This window comes from Methylobacterium soli (assembly GCF_008806385.1).
Classification (GTDB): domain Bacteria; phylum Pseudomonadota; class Alphaproteobacteria; order Rhizobiales; family Beijerinckiaceae; genus Methylobacterium; species Methylobacterium soli.
The window spans coordinates 113,401-129,131 of record NZ_VZZK01000013.1; the positions used below are offsets into that span (position 1 = coordinate 113,401).

Here is a 15,731-nt window from a genome sequence, read left to right on the forward strand (position 1 = left end):
CCGGCGACGATCTGTGCGGGACCTTAGCGGACCGCGGTGAGCACCGAGATGAGCGCGTTGCCGTATTTCGTGGCCGGCTTCACCCGCGCCTCGTGCTCGATCCGGGCGATGATCTGCGACCCGTCTCCGTTGCAGAACGTTTCCTTGATGTCGTGCGATTGCAGGCCGAGGTCGCGCCCGAGCAGTTCGTGGACGGTCGCGAGCCTCTCGTCGGTGTCGATCGTAAAGCCGAAGGACCGATGCGGCTTGTAGAATAAGACGCGATCCCCCGAACGTAGGAAACTCTTGATCGTCTCGAAACTGTAAATCGGCTCCGCGTTGGACACCGCGCCCGCCTCCCGCGATTTCTGTCGGCGAGAGTTCTTGCCGCCGGTCGTCGCAGGGTCAATGTACCTGGGAGCATGCGTGCCGCGGCAGCCTTGACCTCACGTGGGTTGCCATCGGCATCCGCGATCTCCGCCCGAGCGCGTGATGACCAGCAGGAGACGCGATCGATGAGTGGGACGGACAGGCCATCGCCGGAACGGCTCGCCACGGTGTCCGCGCTGGCTGCGAAGCTCGCCGAGAAGGCCTTGGCCAAGCGGATGCTGCAACGCCCGGTCGACGACCAGACCGTGACGGCCCTGGCGGAGGCCGTCCTCCTCCTGGAGGAGCATGGGCACCCGGTGCCGCCGCTCGCCCTCGACCTGCTGGCGCGTTTCTTTCAGGAACGCCGGCGCCAGGCCCCGTCCGGCCCCGAGGAGGGCGAGCCGGCCGACAGGCGGGATTCCGACGCGCAGGACGTGGAGGAGGGCACCACCGTGGCCGGCAAGGTCATGGGGTTCTTCCGCGCGTTGCGGCCCGGGACGAAATCCTGACGACGAAGGCCCGGCCGGCGGGTGCCGACCGGGCCTTGATTGTGGACTTCAGAACCCAACTGCGGCGTGGGGTCTTCCCCGGCGCCCGGTGGGAGGGGGCCGCCTCAGCGGTCGCGCCGCTCCCGGACGGTCCGCTCCTCGCGCCGCTCGATCCGCTCCTCGCGGCGGTCGGGATCGACGCCGAGCACGCCGCCGACCGTGCCGGTCGCCGCACCGACGGCGCCGCCCACGACGCCCCCGACCGGCCCGGCAGCCCGGTTGCCGTCCTCGACGCCACGCTCGGCGCCCCGGATGGTGCCCTGCGCCTGGGCCGACGCGGCCAGGGCGAGGGGCGAGAGGAGCAGGGTCGTGGCGATCAGAATGCGCTTCATGGATGATGCCTCCGGATGGCTTTGCGAGGGGTCCGGCGCGCCGGGCGCGCCAGGATGGTCGTGCCCTGACAACGGCTCAGCACTGAAAAGGTCGCAAAAGAGAGGAAATGCGCCGTGCCGGGCCTCAGGCCTCGGGGTTCGTCCGCAGCGAGAACCGGTCCCGGGCGGTGATTCGGTCGGCCGGCAGGTCGCGGATCTCGCCCCGGAAGATCTCGCGACTGAGGAAGCCGCACTCGATGTCGAATTGGTCTTCCGCGACGTCGATGTACCAGCAGCGCCGGCGACCGCTCCAGCGATAGCTGCGGGCCTTCAGGACATCCTTCGTCTCGATCGGGGAGCCGGTGGCCCAGATCCGCACGGTCGGCTTGCGGGCGGTCTCGAGCAGGCAGGCGAGGGCGAGGCGGCCGGACAGGCGCAGCGGCGCGGCGAGCAGCGCCAGCAAGGCGTGACAATCGTCGATCGCCCTGTGGCCGTTATGGAAGTAGCCGTAATCGACCAGAAGGTAGCCGAGCTTCAGGCCCTCGTGCCCCTCCTGCCGCCAGGGCACCTGATGGCAGGAGCAGGCCCAGTTCTTCTCGGCGAAGATCGGCCAGCGGGTCTCGCACATCTGCCGATCGAAGCTCGCATTGTGGGCGATCACCACGGCCGCGTCGGCAGCCAGAGCCTGCACCGCCGCGTCGTCGATGCGATGCCCGGCCACGTCGGCATCCGTGATCCCGGTCAGGCGCGTGATCTCCGGAGGGATCGGTCCGCGCGGCTGATGGAGCTGGTTGAAGATTTCGAGCACCCGGTAGACGCGGCCGCTCGCGCCGTACTCGAACTTGATGATGCCGAGTTCGATGACCTCGTCGCGCGCGTGGTCGATCCCGGTGGTCTCGGTGTCGAGGATCAGGCCGATGAAGGTCGGCTCGTCGGGTGCCTCGCCGCATCCCGCAAAGGCTCCGAGGCGGCGCAGAACCCGGTACTCGCCCGTGCGCTCCAAGACGCTCGCAATGCCGTCGAGGGGTTCGCTCACCGTCGCTTCGTCCCGCCGAAGATCGCCCGCGCCGCGCTCCCGGGGGCGGGCGCGGCGCAACGAGGCAACCTAGGCGCGAAGTTTCCAGGTCGGCCAGAGCCTCCGGCCGGGCATCCCCAGGCAAATGCAGCGTGGCCGGAGGATCAGCTGCGCAGGCCCGGCGCCTCCTGGCCGGTCCGCGCCACGTATTCCGTGTAGCCGCCGCCATAAGTGTGGATGCCGTCCGGCGTGAGCTCGAGCACGCGGTTCGAGAGGACCGCCAGGAAGTGCCGGTCGTGCGAGACGAACAGCATCGTGCCCTCGTAGCTCGAGAGCGCCGTGATCAGCATCTCCTTGGTGCCCATGTCGAGATGGTTGGTGGGCTCGTCGAGGACGAGGAAGTTCGGCGGGTCGAACAGCATCTTGGCCATGACCAGCCGGGCCTTCTCGCCGCCCGACAGGACCCGGCAGCGCTTCTCCACGTCGTCGCCCGAGAAGCCGAAGCAGCCGGCCAGCGCCCGCAGGGGTCCCTGCCCGGCCTGCGGGAAGGAATCCTCCAGGGACTGGAAGATCGTGCGGTCGCCGTCGAGGAGGTCCATGGCGTGCTGGGCGAAGTAGCCGAGCTTCACGCTGCCCCCGATCGCCACCGCGCCGTCATCGGGCTGGGTGGAGCCCGTCACCAGCTTCAGGAGCGTCGACTTGCCGGCGCCGTTGATGCCCATCACGCACCAGCGCTCCTTGCGGCGCACTGAGAAGTCGAGACCCTCGTAGATGCTGCGGCTGCCGTAGCGCTTGTGCACGTTCTTCAGGCTGACGACGTCCTCGCCCGAGCGGGGTGCGGGCTGGAACTCGAACGCCACGCTCTGGCGGCGCTTGGGCGGCTCCACGCGCTCGATCTTGTCGAGCTTCTTCACCCGGCTCTGCACCTGCGCGGCATGCGACGCGCGGGCCTTGAAGCGCTCGATGAACTTGATCTCCTTGGCGAGCATCGCCTGCTGGCGCTCGAACTGGGCCTGCTGCTGCGTCTCGTTCAGCGCGCGCTGCTGCTCGTAGAAGGCGTAATCGCCCGAATAGGTGGTCAGGGCACCGCCGTCGATCTCGACGATCTTCGTGACGATGCGGTTCATGAACTCGCGGTCATGCGAGGTCATCAGGAGCGCACCCTCGTAGCCCTTCAGGAAGGTCTCGAGCCAGATCAGGCTCTCGAGGTCGAGATGGTTGCTCGGCTCGTCGAGAAGCATGACGTCGGGGTTCATCAGGAGGATCCGGGCGAGCGCGACCCGCATCTTCCAGCCGCCCGAGAGGGCGCCGACATCGCCCTCCATCATCTCCTGGCTGAAGCTCAGGCCCGCCAAAACCTCGCTCGCCCGGCCTTCCAGCGCGTAGCCGCCCAATTCCTCGAAGCGCGCCTGGACCTCGCCGTACTGCTCGATGATCGCCTCCATCTCGTCGGCGCGATCGGGATCGGCCAAGGCCGTCTCGAGCGTCTTCAGCTCCGCCGCCACCGTGCTCACGGGGCCGGCGCCGTCCATCACCGCCGCGAGGACGCTGCACCCGGACATCTCGCCGACATCCTGGCTGAAATACCCGATGGTGATGCCCCGGTCGGCCGCGACCTGACCCTCGTCGGGCTGCTCCTCGCCGGTGATCATCCGGAACAACGTCGTCTTGCCGGCGCCGTTCGGGCCGACGAGCCCGATCTTCTCGCCCTTCTGAAGGGCCGCGGAGGCCTCGATGAAGACGATCTGCCGGCCGTTCTGCTTGCCGATTTTTTCAAGGCGTATCATGGGTCCGCGCAATCCCCGGGAATGTCCCGCGCCCTTACGGCATGCATCGCGGAAGCGGAAGGGCAGGCCGCCGCGGCATCGGCCATCCTGCCGGCGCCGGAAGCGCGGGAAGGAGGCGTTAAGCCTCTTCGCGCGATAATCCCCCAGAGTTCGGCCAACCCAGCCGGTGATGCCGCTGACCCAGATCCTCCTCTCGCTCGTCGTTCCGGTCTTCAATGAGGAGGCCGCGATCGCGCCGTTCCTGGCCCGCGCCGGGGCGGCGATCGAGGGCGCCTGCCGACGCGTCGGGCCCGGCACGACCTACGAGATCGTCTTCGTCGACGACGGCAGCACGGATGCGACCGCCGCCATCCTGACGGCCGCCCGCACGCAGCGGAGCGAGATCGAGGTGGTGTGCCTGTCGCGCAATTTCGGCAAGGACGCCGCCCTGGCGGCCGGATTGCGCCACGCGCGCGGGCACGCGGTCATTCCGATCGATGTCGATCTTCAGGACCCGCCCGAGGTGATCGAGGAGATGGTCGCCCTCTGGATGGCGGGCGCGGTCATCGTCAACGGCGTGCGGCGCGGCCGCGAGGTCGACACGCTCATGAAGCGCCTGACGGCCTGGGGCTTCTACGGCGTCTACAACCGCTTCGCCGACCAGGGAATCGCCTCGAATGCCGGTGACTTCCGGCTCCTGGACCGGCAGGTCGTCGACATCCTGAACACGCTGCCCGAGCGCTCGCGGTTCATGAAGGGCCTGTTCTCCTGGGTCGGCTTCCGACAGGCCGAGGTGCAGTTCGTGCGCGAGCGGCGCCAAACCGGCCAGACGAAGTGGCGCTACTGGCGGCTGTGGAACTTCGCCCTCGATGGGCTGACCGGCTCGACCACCGCGCCTTTGCGGGTCTGGACCTATATCGGCCTCACCGTCGCGGGTTTCGCGATCCTGTACGGCGTGGCCCTGATCGGGTTGACGCTCGCCACCGGCAATGCGGTGCCGGGCTACCCGTCGATCATGGTGACGATGCTGTTCCTCGGCGGCCTCAACCTGCTCTCCCTCGGAATCATGGGCGAGTATGTCGGGCGCATCGCCGCCGAGGTCCGGGGCCGCCCGCTTTATCTCGTGCGCGACGTGAATGGGGAACGCGCGCGGCTTCCCGAGCAGGACACCGCATGGAACCGACCGCCTACGCCCGAATGGCCGAGAACGAGCAGCGGCACTGGTGGTTCACCGGCCGACGCCAGATTCTCGCGACGCTTCTCCGCCGGGAGCTAGCCGGAACCCGTCACCCCGCGACGCTCCGCATCCTCGAGGCCGGCTGCGGCAGCGGCGGCAATCTCGGCATGCTCGCCGCCTTCGGGACGGTGGAGGCCGTCGAGTACGATCCGGGCGCGCGCGCGATCGCGGAGCATCGCTCCGGCCTCGCGATCCGGCCCTGCGCCCTGCCGCACGACCTTCCGGTTCCCGACCGCCATTACGACCTGATCGCGCTCCTCGACGTGCTGGAGCACGTGGAGGAGGATCGCGCCTCGCTCGCCGCGCTCGGGGCCAAGCTGAAGCGGGACGGGCGCATCCTGGTCACCGTGCCGGCTCTGCCCTGGCTCTGGTCGCATCACGACGAGGTCCATCATCACAAGCGGCGCTACACGGCCCAAAGCCTCACGGAGGCGGTCGCGGATGCCGGGCTGCGCGTCGACCGGATCGGCTATTTCAACACGCTCCTGTTCCCCCTGGCCCTGGTCCGGCGGGTCGGCGCGATCGTCAGCGGACGCGCAACGGAGGACGACCGGGTGCCGTCCCGCTGGCTGAACGCGGCTCTGCGGACGGTCTTCGCGGCCGAGCGCCATCTGGTTGGGCGCGTGCGCTTGGCCCTGGGGTTGTCGCTCTTCGCGGTTCTCAGCGTCCCGGACTGACCCGCGCCGCCCGCGGCTCGACCGGGACCACCCGAGGACCTCCGCTCAGCGGCGCGCGTAGACCGCCGCGACCGCGTCCGCGTGAAGGCGCGGCCAGCCCGCCGAGTCGAGATGGCGCGCCTCCTGGGATCCGGGCCGGATCAGCGCCCAGGTGACGCCGTAGCGGTCGAGTCTGTCGAGGAAGGGGCCGTCGGCTTGCGCCGCGATTGCCTCGTTGAGGCCGCGGGTGAAGCCGCCGAGGAAGATCTGGTCCGCGCGCCCGTCCACGAAGGTCGGCACACCCGCGCCGATCAGGAAGCCGCCGAAATCGAAGCTGTTATAGACCGGGCCCGCGGTCAGGCCCTGTCGGCGGGCCGCCTCCAGGGCCGCCCGCGGCGCGACCTGCGGGTCGGGCATGAGCGGCCGATTCAGGGTCAGGCCGACCGGCAGCGCGAGCAGAAGGGCGGCGAGCGCCCATCCGGCCGGATGCGCGGAGGGGGCGGGTGCCTCGGCGCGGCGCGCCAACCCGCGGCCGAGGGGTCCCGCGACGAGGACCGGAGTGATCAGGGCGAAGAGATCGAGGAAGCGGCTGTGCCGCAGGCTCATCGCTCCGAGAAGCAGCAGCAGGGCGATCCGGAAGGCGTTGCGCCATCCCTCCCGCAGCAGGATGGCGAGCGCCGCCAGCATCGCGCCGGCCGCCACGATGCCGATCTCGTCGAGACCGAGGGGCTGCCATTCCTGAATGTAGGGCAGGGGCTCGCCGCTGCCGAACAGGGTGACGGTCACCAGCATGGTGCGATAGCCGTAGGGCGTGGCGCAGGCGGCGAGCGGTACCGCGGCGAGGAAGAGGCTCCAGCGCAGGGCGAGCCGCGCCCGCGATCCGGCCGGGGCCGCCGCGACGGCCTCAAGCGCCAGCAGGCCCGCGACCGCGAACCCGATGGTGAAGCCGGCATGCAGGTTCGCCCAGAGGGCGATCAGGCCGAGCACCATCCAGGGCGGACCCGAGCGCCGCTCCGCGGCCCCCACGAGGGCGGTGGTGGTGAGAAGAATCAGCGGGAAGGAGAGGATATGCGGGCGGGCCAGCAGGTGCGGCGTGGTCAGGTAGGCGGCGACGAGCACGGCGATCAGGGCCGTGCTGGGCGGCAGGTCCCGGCAGAGCCGGTGATAGAGAAGGGCGAAGGTCGCGGCGATGACGAGAGCCGTCAGCACCGCCACGCCGGCCCAGCCCGCAGCCGCGAAGGCGCCGTAGAGCAGGATCTGCGAGAGCCATTCCTTCGCGATCCAGGAGGCTCCCGCGAAGGTGTGCGAGAATCGGTCGACCCAGGGCAGCGCGCCGTCGGCCACGATCCGGGCCCCGATCGCCACGTGCCATTGCGTGTCGGGATCACCCAGGAGCTTGGGCGCCTGGGTCGCCAGGAATGCGAAGACCCCGATGAGCACCAGCATCGCGGCATCCGGTCGGAACCGGCGCAACGACAGTGGGCGCGACGCGGCGAGGATCTCGGCCATTCGGGGTGTTTCCGGCGGATCGGGCCGTGAGCTTAATGCTTCCCGCGTGAAGATCGCCCTAAGGCGTCCGGGCTCCGCGCCCGCGGCGGGATGCGCGGGAACACCGATTCTTCAGGGCTGGCACCGATGAGGCGCGCAGAGCAGGCGGCGCATCGGCGGCCTGGTCTCGCATGCAACCGTAAGCTCGCTCACAATCCTGGCTGAGCCTGTCGGATTCGGGCGGCGCCGCGCGTCCTTGCGAGGACGGAGCCCAGGAAGAACGAGGAGACATCATGCTCTACGCCATCCTCTGCTACAAGGATGAGGACGTCGTCACGGCCTGGAGCCGGGAGGAGGACGCTGCCGTGATGGCTCGGCTCGGCGTCGTCCACGAGCGATTGCAGAGCAAGGGCCAGCTCGGCCCCTCCCTGCGCCTGCTCCCGACCACGGCGGCCACGACCTTGCGCAAGGCGAGCGAGCCGCCCCTCGTGATCGACGGTCCCTTCGCGGAGACCAAGGAGCAGCTCCTCGGCTTCTACGTCGTCGACGTGGCCGACCTCGACGAGGCCCTCGGCATCGCGCGCGACCTGGCCGCGGCCAATCCCGGCGGGGCCTACGAGCTGCGTCCCGTCCTCCTCTACAATCCGGATCCGCGGCTCGAGCCGAGGGTCGCCGCCGGATGAGCGAGGCCAATCCCGAGACGGCCTGGATCGCCGCGGCGCTCGCTGCTGCGCGGCCACGGGCGATGGCGGCCCTGCTGCGCAGCTTCCGCGACCTCGACGTCGCGGAGGAGGCCTTCCAGGACGCGATCCTGCGGGCCCTTCGGACCTGGCCGCGCAACGGCCCTCCGCGCGATCCGGCCGCCTGGCTGATCCTCGTCGGGCGCAACGCCGCCCTCGACGGCAAGCGCCGCAGCGCCCGGGAGGCGCCCCTGCCGCCGGAGGAAGACCTGTCCGACCTCGACGACAGGGAGGCAACGCTCGCCGACGGGATCGATGCGACTGCCTATCGCGACGATATCCTGCGCCTCCTGTTCATCTGCTGCCATCCGGATCTCCCGGCGACGCAGCAGGTCGCCCTGGCGCTGCGGATCGTCTCGGGCCTGAGCATCGCGCGCATCGCTCGCGCCTTCCTGGTCTCCGAGGCCGCGATGGAGCAGCGCATCACCCGCGCCAAGGGGCGGATCGCCCGGAGCGCGGTGCCCTACGAGACCCCCGGCGCGGTGGAGCGGGCCGGGCGGCTCTCGGCCGTCTCGGCCATGATCTACCTCGTCTTCAATGCCGGCTATTCGGCCGGAACCGGTTCGGAGCGGGTCGAGCTGTGCGACGAGGCGATCCGCCTCGGACGATTGCTGCTGCGCCTCTTCGGCACCGATCCGGAGGTGATGGGGCTCCTGGGGCTGATGCTGCTCCAGCACGCGCGGACGCCCGCACGCTTCGACCAAAACGACGAGATCGTGCTCCTGGACGATCAGGACAGGGCGCTCTGGAGCCGGCCGCTGATCGCCGAGGGGCTGGCGCTCGTCGACAAGGCGATGCGCCATCGCGCGCCCGGCCCCTATCAGGTCCAGGCCGCGATCGCGGCGCTGCACGCCCGCGCAGCCAGCCCGGAGGCCACCGATTGGGCGGAGATCGACGCCCTCTACGCGGTTCTCGAACGCCTGCAGCCCTCGCCGGTGGTCAGCCTCAACCGGGCGGTCGCGCTCGGCAAGGTCCGCGGTCCCGAGGAGGCCCTCGGGCTGGTCGAATCCCTGTCCGGAGCGCTCGGCGGCTATTTCTACTTCCACGGCCTGCGCGGTGCCTTCCTGATGCAGCTCGGGCGCCGGGCCGAGGCCCGCGAGGCGATGAACCGCGCGATCGCGCTGGCCAGCACCGCAGCGGAAGCTGGCCACATTCGCATGCAGCTCGACCGGCTCACGCGGGAGGCCGACGCGCTCCCGTCACGATAGGCAAAAGAATTTGCGCGACGGTGTCGGGCCCCCGGCCGCCCGAGCGTCCTTGGGGTGAAGCCGCCGAGAACAGGGAAGCGGCCGAGAGGAGAGGACCAGCATGACCAGCACGACCGACGCGACGCACGTTCCCGTCCCGGTGAAGGGGGGCCTCGTCGCCTATCTGTGCGTCGAGGGCGCGATGAAGGCGGCGGAGTTCTACACCCGCGCCTTCGGGGCCGAGATCGCGGGCGCGATGCCGCCCGACGAGCAGGGACGGACGATGCATGTCCATCTCTACGTCCACGGCTCGTCGCTGATGCTCTCGGACGCCTTTCCGGACCACGGGCACCCGTTCCAGGCGCCGCAAGGGTTCACGATGACCCTGATGGTCGAGGATATCGAGGCGTGGTGGAGCCGCGCGATCGAGGCGGGCGCGACCGCGCTGATGCCCCCGGCGGACATGTTCTGGGGCGACCGCTACGCCCAATTGCGCGATCCCTTCGGGATCCTCTGGGCCTTCAATCAGCAGGCCCGCTGACCCTCGATCAACAGGAATCGACCTCTCGGCCCGCGCGTCCGCACCGCCCGAGCCGGGCTACCCGACCTGACACCCGACGATGGGAGCAGCCATGACCGACAGCACGACCGAGCGGGACCTCGTCCTCACCCGCCTCATCGCCGCGCCACGCGCCGCCCTCTACCGAGCCTGGACCGAGCCGGAACTCCTGAAGCGCTGGTTCGCGCCAAAGCCCTACAGCGTCACGGAAGCCGAGACGGACCTGCGCCCCGGCGGGGCCAGCCGGATCGTGATGCGGGGGCCGGACGGCTCGGAGTTTCCGAGCGCCGGCGTCTATCTCGAGATCGTCGAGAACGCCCGCATCGTCTTCACGGATGCCTACCTGCGCGCCTGGGAGCCGTCGCCCAAACCCTTCTTCACGGGGATCATCACCTTCGAGGATGCGGAGGGGGGCACCCGCTACACCGCCCGCGCCCGCCACTGGTCGGCGCAGGACCGCGCCGCCCACGAGGCCATGGGCTTCCACGAGGGCTGGGGGCGCTGCGCCGACCAGCTCGCAGAACTGGCCGCCAGCCTGTAGCGCCGCCGCAGGCGAGGCGCCCTCCGAACCTCCCGATCCATCACGCAAATCAGGAACTGCACGCATGTCGAAGGTCAGCACCTGCCTCTGGTTCGGACAGGATATCGAGGCGGCCGCCCGCTTCTACGTCTCCCTCATTCCGGGATCGCAGATCGATCAGGTCCTGCACGCGCCGGGCCCCTGGCCGGGGGGTAATCCGGGCCACGCGATCCTGGTCACCTTCACCCTCGGCGGCCAGAGCTACCAGGCCCTCAACGGCGGCAGGCCGGCCGATTACGGCACGGCCGCGTCGATCTCGGTCTCCTGCGCCGATCAGGCGGAGGTCGATCGGTTGTGGGCGGCCCTGACGGCGGATGGCGGGGCGGAGATCATGTGCGGCTGGCTGCGCGACCGCTGGGGCGTACCCTGGCAGATCGTGCCCGAGATCCTGCCGCGCCTCCTGGCCGATCCCGATCCGGCCGTCGCGAGCCGCGCCTTCGCGGCGATGCAGACGATGGTCAAGCTCGACATTGCCGGGCTTGAACGCGCCGCCGCAGGCTGATCCGACCCGCCGCCCCAAGTCCCTGTCCGCGATGCCCGCCGCGCCGGGCATCGCGCGCCCGCGCGGAGGCGGACCGGCGATTGCGGATGATCCTGCCGAATCAGCGCTCCGGAGCGCCCGAATAGCTCGTCGGAGTCATGGACGCGCCGCCGCGCGATCCCCAGATCCTGGAGGGACACGCCGTCCCATGCCTGCCGTCCCATGCCTCCCTGCCGGTGCCTGCCGTGAGCGATGCGATTCCCGTCCTGCCGCACGACGTCGTCGCCGATGCGGATTATGTCCGCGACGTGCTCCTCAACATGGAATGGATCCGGAACCGGGACGACCGACGCGTCCGTTTCAGCGTCGTCGGCGAGAGGCCGGATTACCAGACCGAGTACCCGAGCGGGCATCGCTTGCAGAACTTCCCGCGCCGCTACGACGGGACCACGCACAGGCTCGTCGATGCGGCGAATGGAGCGAGCGCCTGCACCGGCGGGCTCACCGAGCCGTTCACGTGGGATGAGGTGCTGATCCTCCTGAAGCAAGCCCTCGAACGCAAGCACGACGCGGCGCGGATGACCGGCGAAGCCTAACGCCGCCCGGCCCTTCCGGCTCGGGCGGGCGGCGCGGATGCGCCATCCCCGCCCCGTCTCACGCCAGCCGCTCCGCGCGCAGCCGCCGGAGCGCATTCGCCCGCTTCAAGGCCGCCCGTCGCTCCGGTGCCGGACCGAGCGGACCGGCATGGAGCGCGGCGACGAGTCCGTCGATCGCGTGCGGGAAGGGTTCGCAACGATCCAGGCCGAAGGCCCCGTCGAGAGCCGGCATCAAGCTGCGCAGGACACCCCGGATCGCGGCCCGATCAAGACTCTCGCGGAGCGGGGTCTCGGCCGCCTCAGGCATCGGATGGGGGATGACGTCGAGCATCGGATCGCGGTGCCGTGGAGATGCGCATTGGCCTGGAAGCGGCGTCGAGCGCAGGATCTCTCGAAGACCTAAGCTTGACCGTTTGAATCGGCGCTGAGGCTGGCAGCAGGCTGGCGTTCAGATTTCTCCAGCGCGCCAAATCGCCGGCGAGCCCGTGCGCTTGGTGCGATCCGCGACACGGAGCGAATCGGCATTCACAGCCATTGAGGGGGGAGAGGACATTGCCATGCATCTCTCTCCGTTCGCGCTTCTCGATCTGGTCCGCCTTCCCGACGGGCGTGTCGGCGCCGTCGTGGGCGTCTGGAATCTCGGCGAAGCCTATGAGGTCGATATCGGCAATGTCCGCGAGACGTGGTCTGCCGACGATCTCACGCCGACGGCCTGACGCGCCCCACCGGACACGCCCGGCACGGTTGCTCATGGGGCTTAAGACAGTCCAATGGGCGGATGCCGCGCGCTCGCCACGGCCAGACCTCGGGGGCTGGTCAGCACCGGCGACGCGGAGGCCGCGTCGGTCGGCAACGGCCCCGAGGCCAGGTGCCGCCGAGGCGGCTCTCGGCCGGCAGGATCGATATCCTTCCCCACGATGAGAGAGCGCGAGCCGGTCCGTCCTCAGGGCGTGCGCCTCCGCCCCGAACGCAATCCTGCCCGTCTCGGGACCACGAGCCATGCGCCAGACACCGGCGCCGACGGGGTCTCATGCCGCTCGATTTCTTGCCTCGGAGGGCAATTCGCACCACGTCCGCACCCGGGGATATCGGAAAAAGGATCGGCATGGCTCGTTTCATCGTCATCGACAGGGGTACGGGCCGCGTCTACGGCGACACGGCTCGGTTCGGCTCGGCCGGGGATGTGGTGTCGCCCGCCGACGCGGTCTGCCTGTTCGACCGCCAGTCGGGGCGCGCGTCGCGGGGCTTCGGCCACGTGGGTGCGCAGAGCGAATCCGCGAGCTATCACGTCTACGAGATCCCGCGCTCCAGCCTCAGCGGGGCGACCACGACCGAGGCCGAGGCGCAGACCTTGGTCCGCGAGCAGGGTGCGCTGGTCGCCGCCCTCATCACCTACAATTCCTGAGCAAGCCGCGCTCAGGAGCGCAAATCGTCCTGCGCGATGGCGACGCCGATCAGTTCGGCCAGGGAGCTGACGCCGAGCTTGCGCCGCATCGCCGCGCAGGCGCCGACCACGGTCCGGTAGCCGATGGCGAGCGTGTCGGCGATGCCCTCATAGGTCTTGCCCTCCCGCAGCAGCGCCAGGATCTGGAGCTCGCGGGTGCTGAATTCGGCGAGCGGCGCCTCGCGCGGGCGGGCGCTCAGGAGCGCCACATCGGTCGCAAGGGCGTGGGGCAGGTAGCATTGCCCCGCCCGAACGGTCCGGAATGCCTCGACGAAGGCGTCCGCCGGCATGTCCTTGAGGGCGTACCCCATGGCGCCGCTCTGCAGCGCCCGCGCCACGATGACGGGATCCTGGTGCATGCTGAGCGCGAGGATGCGCGCCTTCGGCTCGAGGGCGCGCATGCGGCGGATCAGCGTGAGGCCGGAGAGCCCGCTGCCCCGGAAGGTGAGATCCACCACCGAAACCTGCGGCCGGATGCGGTGAAAGGTGCGGTAGCCCGCCACGAGGTCGGTGGCCTCGAAGATCATCTCGACGCCCGCATCCTCCACCATGCAGCGGAAGCCGCGCAGCACGACCGGATGGTCGTCCACGATGAGCACCCCGGTCATGGGGCCGACCTGCGGAGGAGCCGAGCGGCCGGCATCAGCGCGCATCCTGGGCGCCGTAGCGCTCGGTCAGCCGGGCGAGGGCGGTGTCCCGGTCGGCGCCGGCCCGGCGGGTATTGGCGTAGTGCTGGCACATCTCGCCGTAGAGTTGCTTGCGCTCACCCGCCGCGGCCGCAACCGCCGACAAGCCGGTGATGAGCCTGGCGTAATCCTCGGGTTGGCCCGCTTCCGCAAGCATGGTGCCGAGTTGCGCCGTGCGGTTGGCGATCATGCGCGGGTCCTCGACGAAGCGGCCGCGTGCCCGCGCGAAGGCCTGGACCAGCACCGCGATGCGGGCATCCTGTGCCGGCACCGATCCGCCGGCCTCCCGGCGCGCCAGCCAGACCGCCGGGTCGGTGCCGTCGGTCGGCGCCAGCCAATCCGCCGCGTCCCCGCCCTCCGGGCCGGCCCGGCCAGTGGTGGCCACGAGGGCGCCCTCCTGGCGCTCCGCCTCCCCGCCGGAATCGCAGGCGCCCAACACCGCCGCGAGGATCAGGAATCGCGCGAGAACGAGGACGCCCATGCCGGGGCGGATCAGCTTGGCCTTGGATTCGAATCCGAGCATCACGGCGGCATCTCCGCCGGGATCGCCACGATGGCGCGTGGGCCCTCGGCGACGGGCAGGCGAGCGGTCTCGCGCAAGGTGGCGAGGTCGATCACCGAGACATCCGCCGAGAACCAGTTCGCCACGTAGGCGTGGGCTCCCGCCACCGCGATGCCCTCGGGGTAGCGTCCGACGCCGATGCGCTCCCGGAGGGTCAGGTCACCCGCATCGAGCACCGAGACGCTGCCCGATTCCTGGTTCGAGACGAGGAGCAGGCGGCCGTCCGGGCTCGCAGCGACGCCGTAGGGGCTGCGGCCGGAGGGCACGGTCGCCAGCGGCTTCAGGCTGCTCGTGTCGATGACCGTGAGATCGTTGCTGCGCACATTGGCGACGTAGAGCCGGTCCTGGGCCGGGCTGAGCGCGAGGGCGAAGGGCGCCCAGCCGACCGGCACGCTCGCGCGCCGCGTCAGGGTGCGGGCATCGAGGACGCCGACGGCGTCGCTCCCGCGCTCGGCCACGAACAGGCGACCGGCCCGGTCGAGGACGAGGGCTGCCGGCTCGCGGCCGATTCCCACGATGGCCTCGACGAGGCCGCTCTCGGCCGCGAGGCGGCTGACGGTGCCGGCCTGCCAATCGCCGACGAAGAGCTCAGTCCCGTCGGGCGAGACCGCAATGCCGAAGGGCTGGCCGCGAACGCGCAGCCGCCGCAGCACCCGCCCGGTCCGGGCCTCGACGGCCGTGACGGTGCCGTGGTCGGGATGGGTCAGGTAGAGCGTGCCGTCCGGGCCGGCCGCGAGCCCGGCGGGACCCGGCCCGACGAACAGGGCCGGCCCGGCGGCCGAGGCACCGGGATCGACCCGCGCCACCGTTCCGGCCTCCTGGCTGGCCACGTAGACGGCGGGGCCGCCCTGCTGCGACAGGGCAGCGCCGCCCGTCAGCCACAGGAGCGCGAGCCCGGCCGGCGCGGCGGGACGCCAGGATCGAGGACTCGCGGAGCGACCCGGCCGCCGCGGCGCCTCTAGCTTCGACCACAGGGCCGGGACGGCGCTCACCGGGTTGCCACCCCCTCGACCTTGGCCTTGAGGCCCCTCAGCCCGTCGGCGAAGTAGCGGTTCATCGCGGCCTTGCCGGCCTCGTCGCTCAGGGCCTCGGCCGGCTCGTTGCCGGTGTCGCCCCGATAGAACCGCCCGATCCAGGCGACCTTGGCGCCCCCGCCCTCCGGCGTCACCGTGATCGTCGCCGAGTAGGACGAGACCGGGAGCGCCGTCAGGTCGGGGTCGGACATCCGGTAGGAATAGGTGCGCGCCTCCGGCTTCCATTCGTCGAGTCCCTCGGCGAGCGTGCCGCCGGCCCTGAGGGTGACGCGGCGGGTCGCGCCCTCCTGGTTGCCGCCGGAGCCCTCGCTGCGCGCCACGTCCGGGTGCCAATCCGCGATCCGGTCGAACGGCCCGAGCATGTCCCAGACCGCCTCCGGGCTCGCCGCGATGGTGATCGACTGGTCGATCTTCTGGGGAGTCGGGCCGTGGGCGAGCGCCGCGGTGGCCGCAAGCGCGAGGAGAAGCGTCGGAAGAGTCGGCCGCATCGCGG

General features: G+C 70.5%; 21 protein-coding genes. 11 read left to right on the top strand and 10 right to left on the bottom strand.

The features are described 5' to 3' along the window. Nucleotides 1–23 precede the first annotated feature (23 nt). Nucleotides 24–326, bottom strand: coding sequence for a hypothetical protein (locus F6X53_RS14410; protein WP_151000896.1), 303 nt, complete (start codon nucleotides 324–326; stop codon nucleotides 24–26). Between the two features lie 168 nt (nucleotides 327–494). On the opposite strand from F6X53_RS14410, the gene F6X53_RS14415 reads away from it, so the two are divergent. Then, a complete protein-coding gene (locus F6X53_RS14415; protein WP_151000897.1) occupies nucleotides 495–857 on the top strand; it encodes a hypothetical protein in 363 nt (120 codons plus the stop codon). A 104-nt stretch (nucleotides 858–961) separates the two neighbouring features. Here F6X53_RS14415 and F6X53_RS14420 read toward each other — a convergent pair whose 3' ends face one another. The 3 genes from F6X53_RS14420 to F6X53_RS14430 all read right to left on the bottom strand — a co-directional run bounded on the left by F6X53_RS14420 (nucleotide 962) and on the right by F6X53_RS14430 (nucleotide 4,009). After that, entirely contained in the window at nucleotides 962–1,228 is a 267-nt protein-coding gene (locus F6X53_RS14420; protein ID WP_151000898.1) for a hypothetical protein, read from the bottom strand. A 124-nt stretch (nucleotides 1,229–1,352) separates the two neighbouring features. Next, nucleotides 1,353–2,243, bottom strand: a complete 891-nt coding sequence (locus F6X53_RS14425; RefSeq protein WP_151000899.1) for a 3'-5' exonuclease — start codon at nucleotides 2,241–2,243, stop codon at nucleotides 1,353–1,355. Nucleotides 2,244–2,386: 143 nt separating this feature from the next. After that, nucleotides 2,387–4,009, bottom strand: a complete 1,623-nt coding sequence (locus F6X53_RS14430) for an ABC-F family ATP-binding cassette domain-containing protein (protein ID WP_151000900.1) — start codon at nucleotides 4,007–4,009, stop codon at nucleotides 2,387–2,389. A 169-nt stretch (nucleotides 4,010–4,178) separates the two neighbouring features. Here F6X53_RS14430 and F6X53_RS14435 point away from each other — a divergent pair, with 169 nt between their 5' ends. Next, complete coding sequence (locus F6X53_RS14435) at nucleotides 4,179–5,264, top strand: glycosyltransferase family 2 protein (RefSeq protein ID WP_151000901.1); 1,086 nt, start codon at nucleotides 4,179–4,181, stop codon at nucleotides 5,262–5,264. Continuing rightward, complete coding sequence (locus F6X53_RS14440) at nucleotides 5,162–5,902, top strand: class I SAM-dependent methyltransferase (RefSeq protein ID WP_151000902.1); 741 nt, start codon at nucleotides 5,162–5,164, stop codon at nucleotides 5,900–5,902. The genes F6X53_RS14435 and F6X53_RS14440 overlap by 103 nt, the downstream gene beginning before the upstream one ends. A 45-nt stretch (nucleotides 5,903–5,947) precedes the next feature. On the opposite strand, the gene F6X53_RS14445 is transcribed toward F6X53_RS14440, so the two are convergent. Next, the gene (locus F6X53_RS14445) at nucleotides 5,948–7,390 is read right to left on the bottom strand and encodes a hypothetical protein (RefSeq protein ID WP_151000903.1); all 1,443 of its coding nucleotides are present in this window, start codon (nucleotides 7,388–7,390) and stop codon (nucleotides 5,948–5,950) included. Between the two features lie 272 nt (nucleotides 7,391–7,662). Here F6X53_RS14445 and F6X53_RS14450 point away from each other — a divergent pair, with 272 nt between their 5' ends. The 6 genes from F6X53_RS14450 to F6X53_RS14475 all read left to right on the top strand — a co-directional run bounded on the left by F6X53_RS14450 (nucleotide 7,663) and on the right by F6X53_RS14475 (nucleotide 11,512). Further along, nucleotides 7,663–8,052 (top strand): YciI family protein, encoded by a 390-nt coding sequence (locus F6X53_RS14450; RefSeq protein WP_151000904.1) that lies wholly within the window; start codon nucleotides 7,663–7,665, stop codon nucleotides 8,050–8,052. After that, nucleotides 8,049–9,317 (top strand): RNA polymerase sigma factor, encoded by a 1,269-nt coding sequence (locus F6X53_RS14455; protein ID WP_151000905.1) that lies wholly within the window; start codon nucleotides 8,049–8,051, stop codon nucleotides 9,315–9,317. Before F6X53_RS14450 ends, F6X53_RS14455 begins: the two co-directional genes overlap by 4 nt. 100 nt (nucleotides 9,318–9,417) lie before the next feature. Next, on the top strand, nucleotides 9,418–9,837 hold the full coding sequence (locus F6X53_RS14460; RefSeq protein ID WP_151000906.1) for a VOC family protein: 420 nt from the start codon (nucleotides 9,418–9,420) through the stop codon (nucleotides 9,835–9,837). 91 nt (nucleotides 9,838–9,928) lie between these two features. Next, complete coding sequence (locus F6X53_RS14465) at nucleotides 9,929–10,396, top strand: SRPBCC family protein (protein WP_151000907.1); 468 nt, start codon at nucleotides 9,929–9,931, stop codon at nucleotides 10,394–10,396. Nucleotides 10,397–10,460: 64 nt separating this feature from the next. After that, a complete protein-coding gene (locus F6X53_RS14470) occupies nucleotides 10,461–10,937 on the top strand; it encodes a VOC family protein (RefSeq protein ID WP_151000908.1) in 477 nt (158 codons plus the stop codon). A 224-nt stretch (nucleotides 10,938–11,161) separates the two neighbouring features. After that, entirely contained in the window at nucleotides 11,162–11,512 is a 351-nt protein-coding gene (locus F6X53_RS14475; protein WP_151000909.1) for a hypothetical protein, read from the top strand. A gap of 58 nt (nucleotides 11,513–11,570) precedes the next feature. Here the strand turns inward: F6X53_RS14475 and F6X53_RS14480 are convergent, their stop codons facing one another. Continuing rightward, nucleotides 11,571–11,843, bottom strand: a complete 273-nt coding sequence (locus F6X53_RS14480; protein WP_151000910.1) for a hypothetical protein — start codon at nucleotides 11,841–11,843, stop codon at nucleotides 11,571–11,573. A 226-nt stretch (nucleotides 11,844–12,069) separates the two neighbouring features. On the opposite strand from F6X53_RS14480, the gene F6X53_RS32380 reads away from it, so the two are divergent. Both F6X53_RS32380 and F6X53_RS14485 read left to right on the top strand, forming a co-directional pair. Continuing rightward, entirely contained in the window at nucleotides 12,070–12,228 is a 159-nt protein-coding gene (locus F6X53_RS32380) for a hypothetical protein (protein ID WP_191970834.1), read from the top strand. A gap of 389 nt (nucleotides 12,229–12,617) precedes the next feature. After that, nucleotides 12,618–12,917 carry an RNA-binding protein gene (locus F6X53_RS14485; protein ID WP_151000911.1) on the top strand — a complete coding sequence of 100 codons (300 nt, stop codon included), beginning with the start codon at nucleotides 12,618–12,620 and terminating at the stop codon, nucleotides 12,915–12,917. A gap of 11 nt (nucleotides 12,918–12,928) precedes the next feature. Here F6X53_RS14485 and F6X53_RS14490 read toward each other — a convergent pair whose 3' ends face one another. Genes F6X53_RS14490 through F6X53_RS14505 form a run of 4 tightly spaced genes read right to left on the bottom strand, consistent with a single transcriptional unit; the run spans nucleotide 12,929 to nucleotide 15,726 of the window. Further along, nucleotides 12,929–13,609, bottom strand: coding sequence for a response regulator transcription factor (locus F6X53_RS14490; protein WP_244965569.1), 681 nt, complete (start codon nucleotides 13,607–13,609; stop codon nucleotides 12,929–12,931). Beyond that, a complete protein-coding gene (locus F6X53_RS14495; protein WP_244965573.1) occupies nucleotides 13,599–14,165 on the bottom strand; it encodes an MxaH protein in 567 nt (188 codons plus the stop codon). The genes F6X53_RS14490 and F6X53_RS14495 overlap by 11 nt, the downstream gene beginning before the upstream one ends. Further along, nucleotides 14,165–15,196: a YncE family protein gene (locus F6X53_RS14500; RefSeq protein ID WP_244965570.1), complete on the bottom strand. Its 1,032-nt coding sequence runs from the start codon at nucleotides 15,194–15,196 to the stop codon at nucleotides 14,165–14,167. The genes F6X53_RS14495 and F6X53_RS14500 overlap by 1 nt, the downstream gene beginning before the upstream one ends. Next, a complete protein-coding gene (locus tag F6X53_RS14505) occupies nucleotides 15,193–15,726 on the bottom strand; it encodes an SRPBCC family protein (RefSeq protein WP_151000913.1) in 534 nt (177 codons plus the stop codon). Before F6X53_RS14505 ends, F6X53_RS14500 begins: the two co-directional genes overlap by 4 nt. Nucleotides 15,727–15,731 lie beyond the last annotated feature (5 nt).

Bases quoted from the DNA above. Each gene is read 5' to 3' on its own strand.
- F6X53_RS14415 (WP_151000897.1), top strand. From the start codon at position 495: ATGAGTGGGACGGACAGGCCATCGCCGGAACGGCTCGCCACGGTGTCC.
- F6X53_RS14420 (WP_151000898.1), bottom strand. From the start codon at position 1,228: ATGAAGCGCATTCTGATCGCCACGACCCTGCTCCTCTCGCCCCTCGCC.
- F6X53_RS14430 (WP_151000900.1), bottom strand. From the start codon at position 4,009: ATGATACGCCTTGAAAAAATCGGCAAGCAGAACGGCCGGCAGATCGTC.
- F6X53_RS14435 (WP_151000901.1), top strand. From the start codon at position 4,179: ATGCCGCTGACCCAGATCCTCCTCTCGCTCGTCGTTCCGGTCTTCAAT.
- F6X53_RS14440 (WP_151000902.1), top strand. From the start codon at position 5,162: ATGGAACCGACCGCCTACGCCCGAATGGCCGAGAACGAGCAGCGGCAC.
- F6X53_RS14445 (WP_151000903.1), bottom strand. From the start codon at position 7,390: ATGGCCGAGATCCTCGCCGCGTCGCGCCCACTGTCGTTGCGCCGGTTC.
- F6X53_RS14450 (WP_151000904.1), top strand. From the start codon at position 7,663: ATGCTCTACGCCATCCTCTGCTACAAGGATGAGGACGTCGTCACGGCC.
- F6X53_RS14455 (WP_151000905.1), top strand. From the start codon at position 8,049: ATGAGCGAGGCCAATCCCGAGACGGCCTGGATCGCCGCGGCGCTCGCT.
- F6X53_RS14460 (WP_151000906.1), top strand. From the start codon at position 9,418: ATGACCAGCACGACCGACGCGACGCACGTTCCCGTCCCGGTGAAGGGG.
- F6X53_RS14465 (WP_151000907.1), top strand. From the start codon at position 9,929: ATGACCGACAGCACGACCGAGCGGGACCTCGTCCTCACCCGCCTCATC.
- F6X53_RS14470 (WP_151000908.1), top strand. From the start codon at position 10,461: ATGTCGAAGGTCAGCACCTGCCTCTGGTTCGGACAGGATATCGAGGCG.
- F6X53_RS14480 (WP_151000910.1), bottom strand. From the start codon at position 11,843: ATGCTCGACGTCATCCCCCATCCGATGCCTGAGGCGGCCGAGACCCCG.
- F6X53_RS32380 (WP_191970834.1), top strand. From the start codon at position 12,070: ATGCATCTCTCTCCGTTCGCGCTTCTCGATCTGGTCCGCCTTCCCGAC.
- F6X53_RS14485 (WP_151000911.1), top strand. From the start codon at position 12,618: ATGGCTCGTTTCATCGTCATCGACAGGGGTACGGGCCGCGTCTACGGC.
- F6X53_RS14490 (WP_244965569.1), bottom strand. From the start codon at position 13,609: ATGCGCGCTGATGCCGGCCGCTCGGCTCCTCCGCAGGTCGGCCCCATG.
- F6X53_RS14495 (WP_244965573.1), bottom strand. From the start codon at position 14,165: ATGCTCGGATTCGAATCCAAGGCCAAGCTGATCCGCCCCGGCATGGGC.
- F6X53_RS14505 (WP_151000913.1), bottom strand. From the start codon at position 15,726: ATGCGGCCGACTCTTCCGACGCTTCTCCTCGCGCTTGCGGCCACCGCG.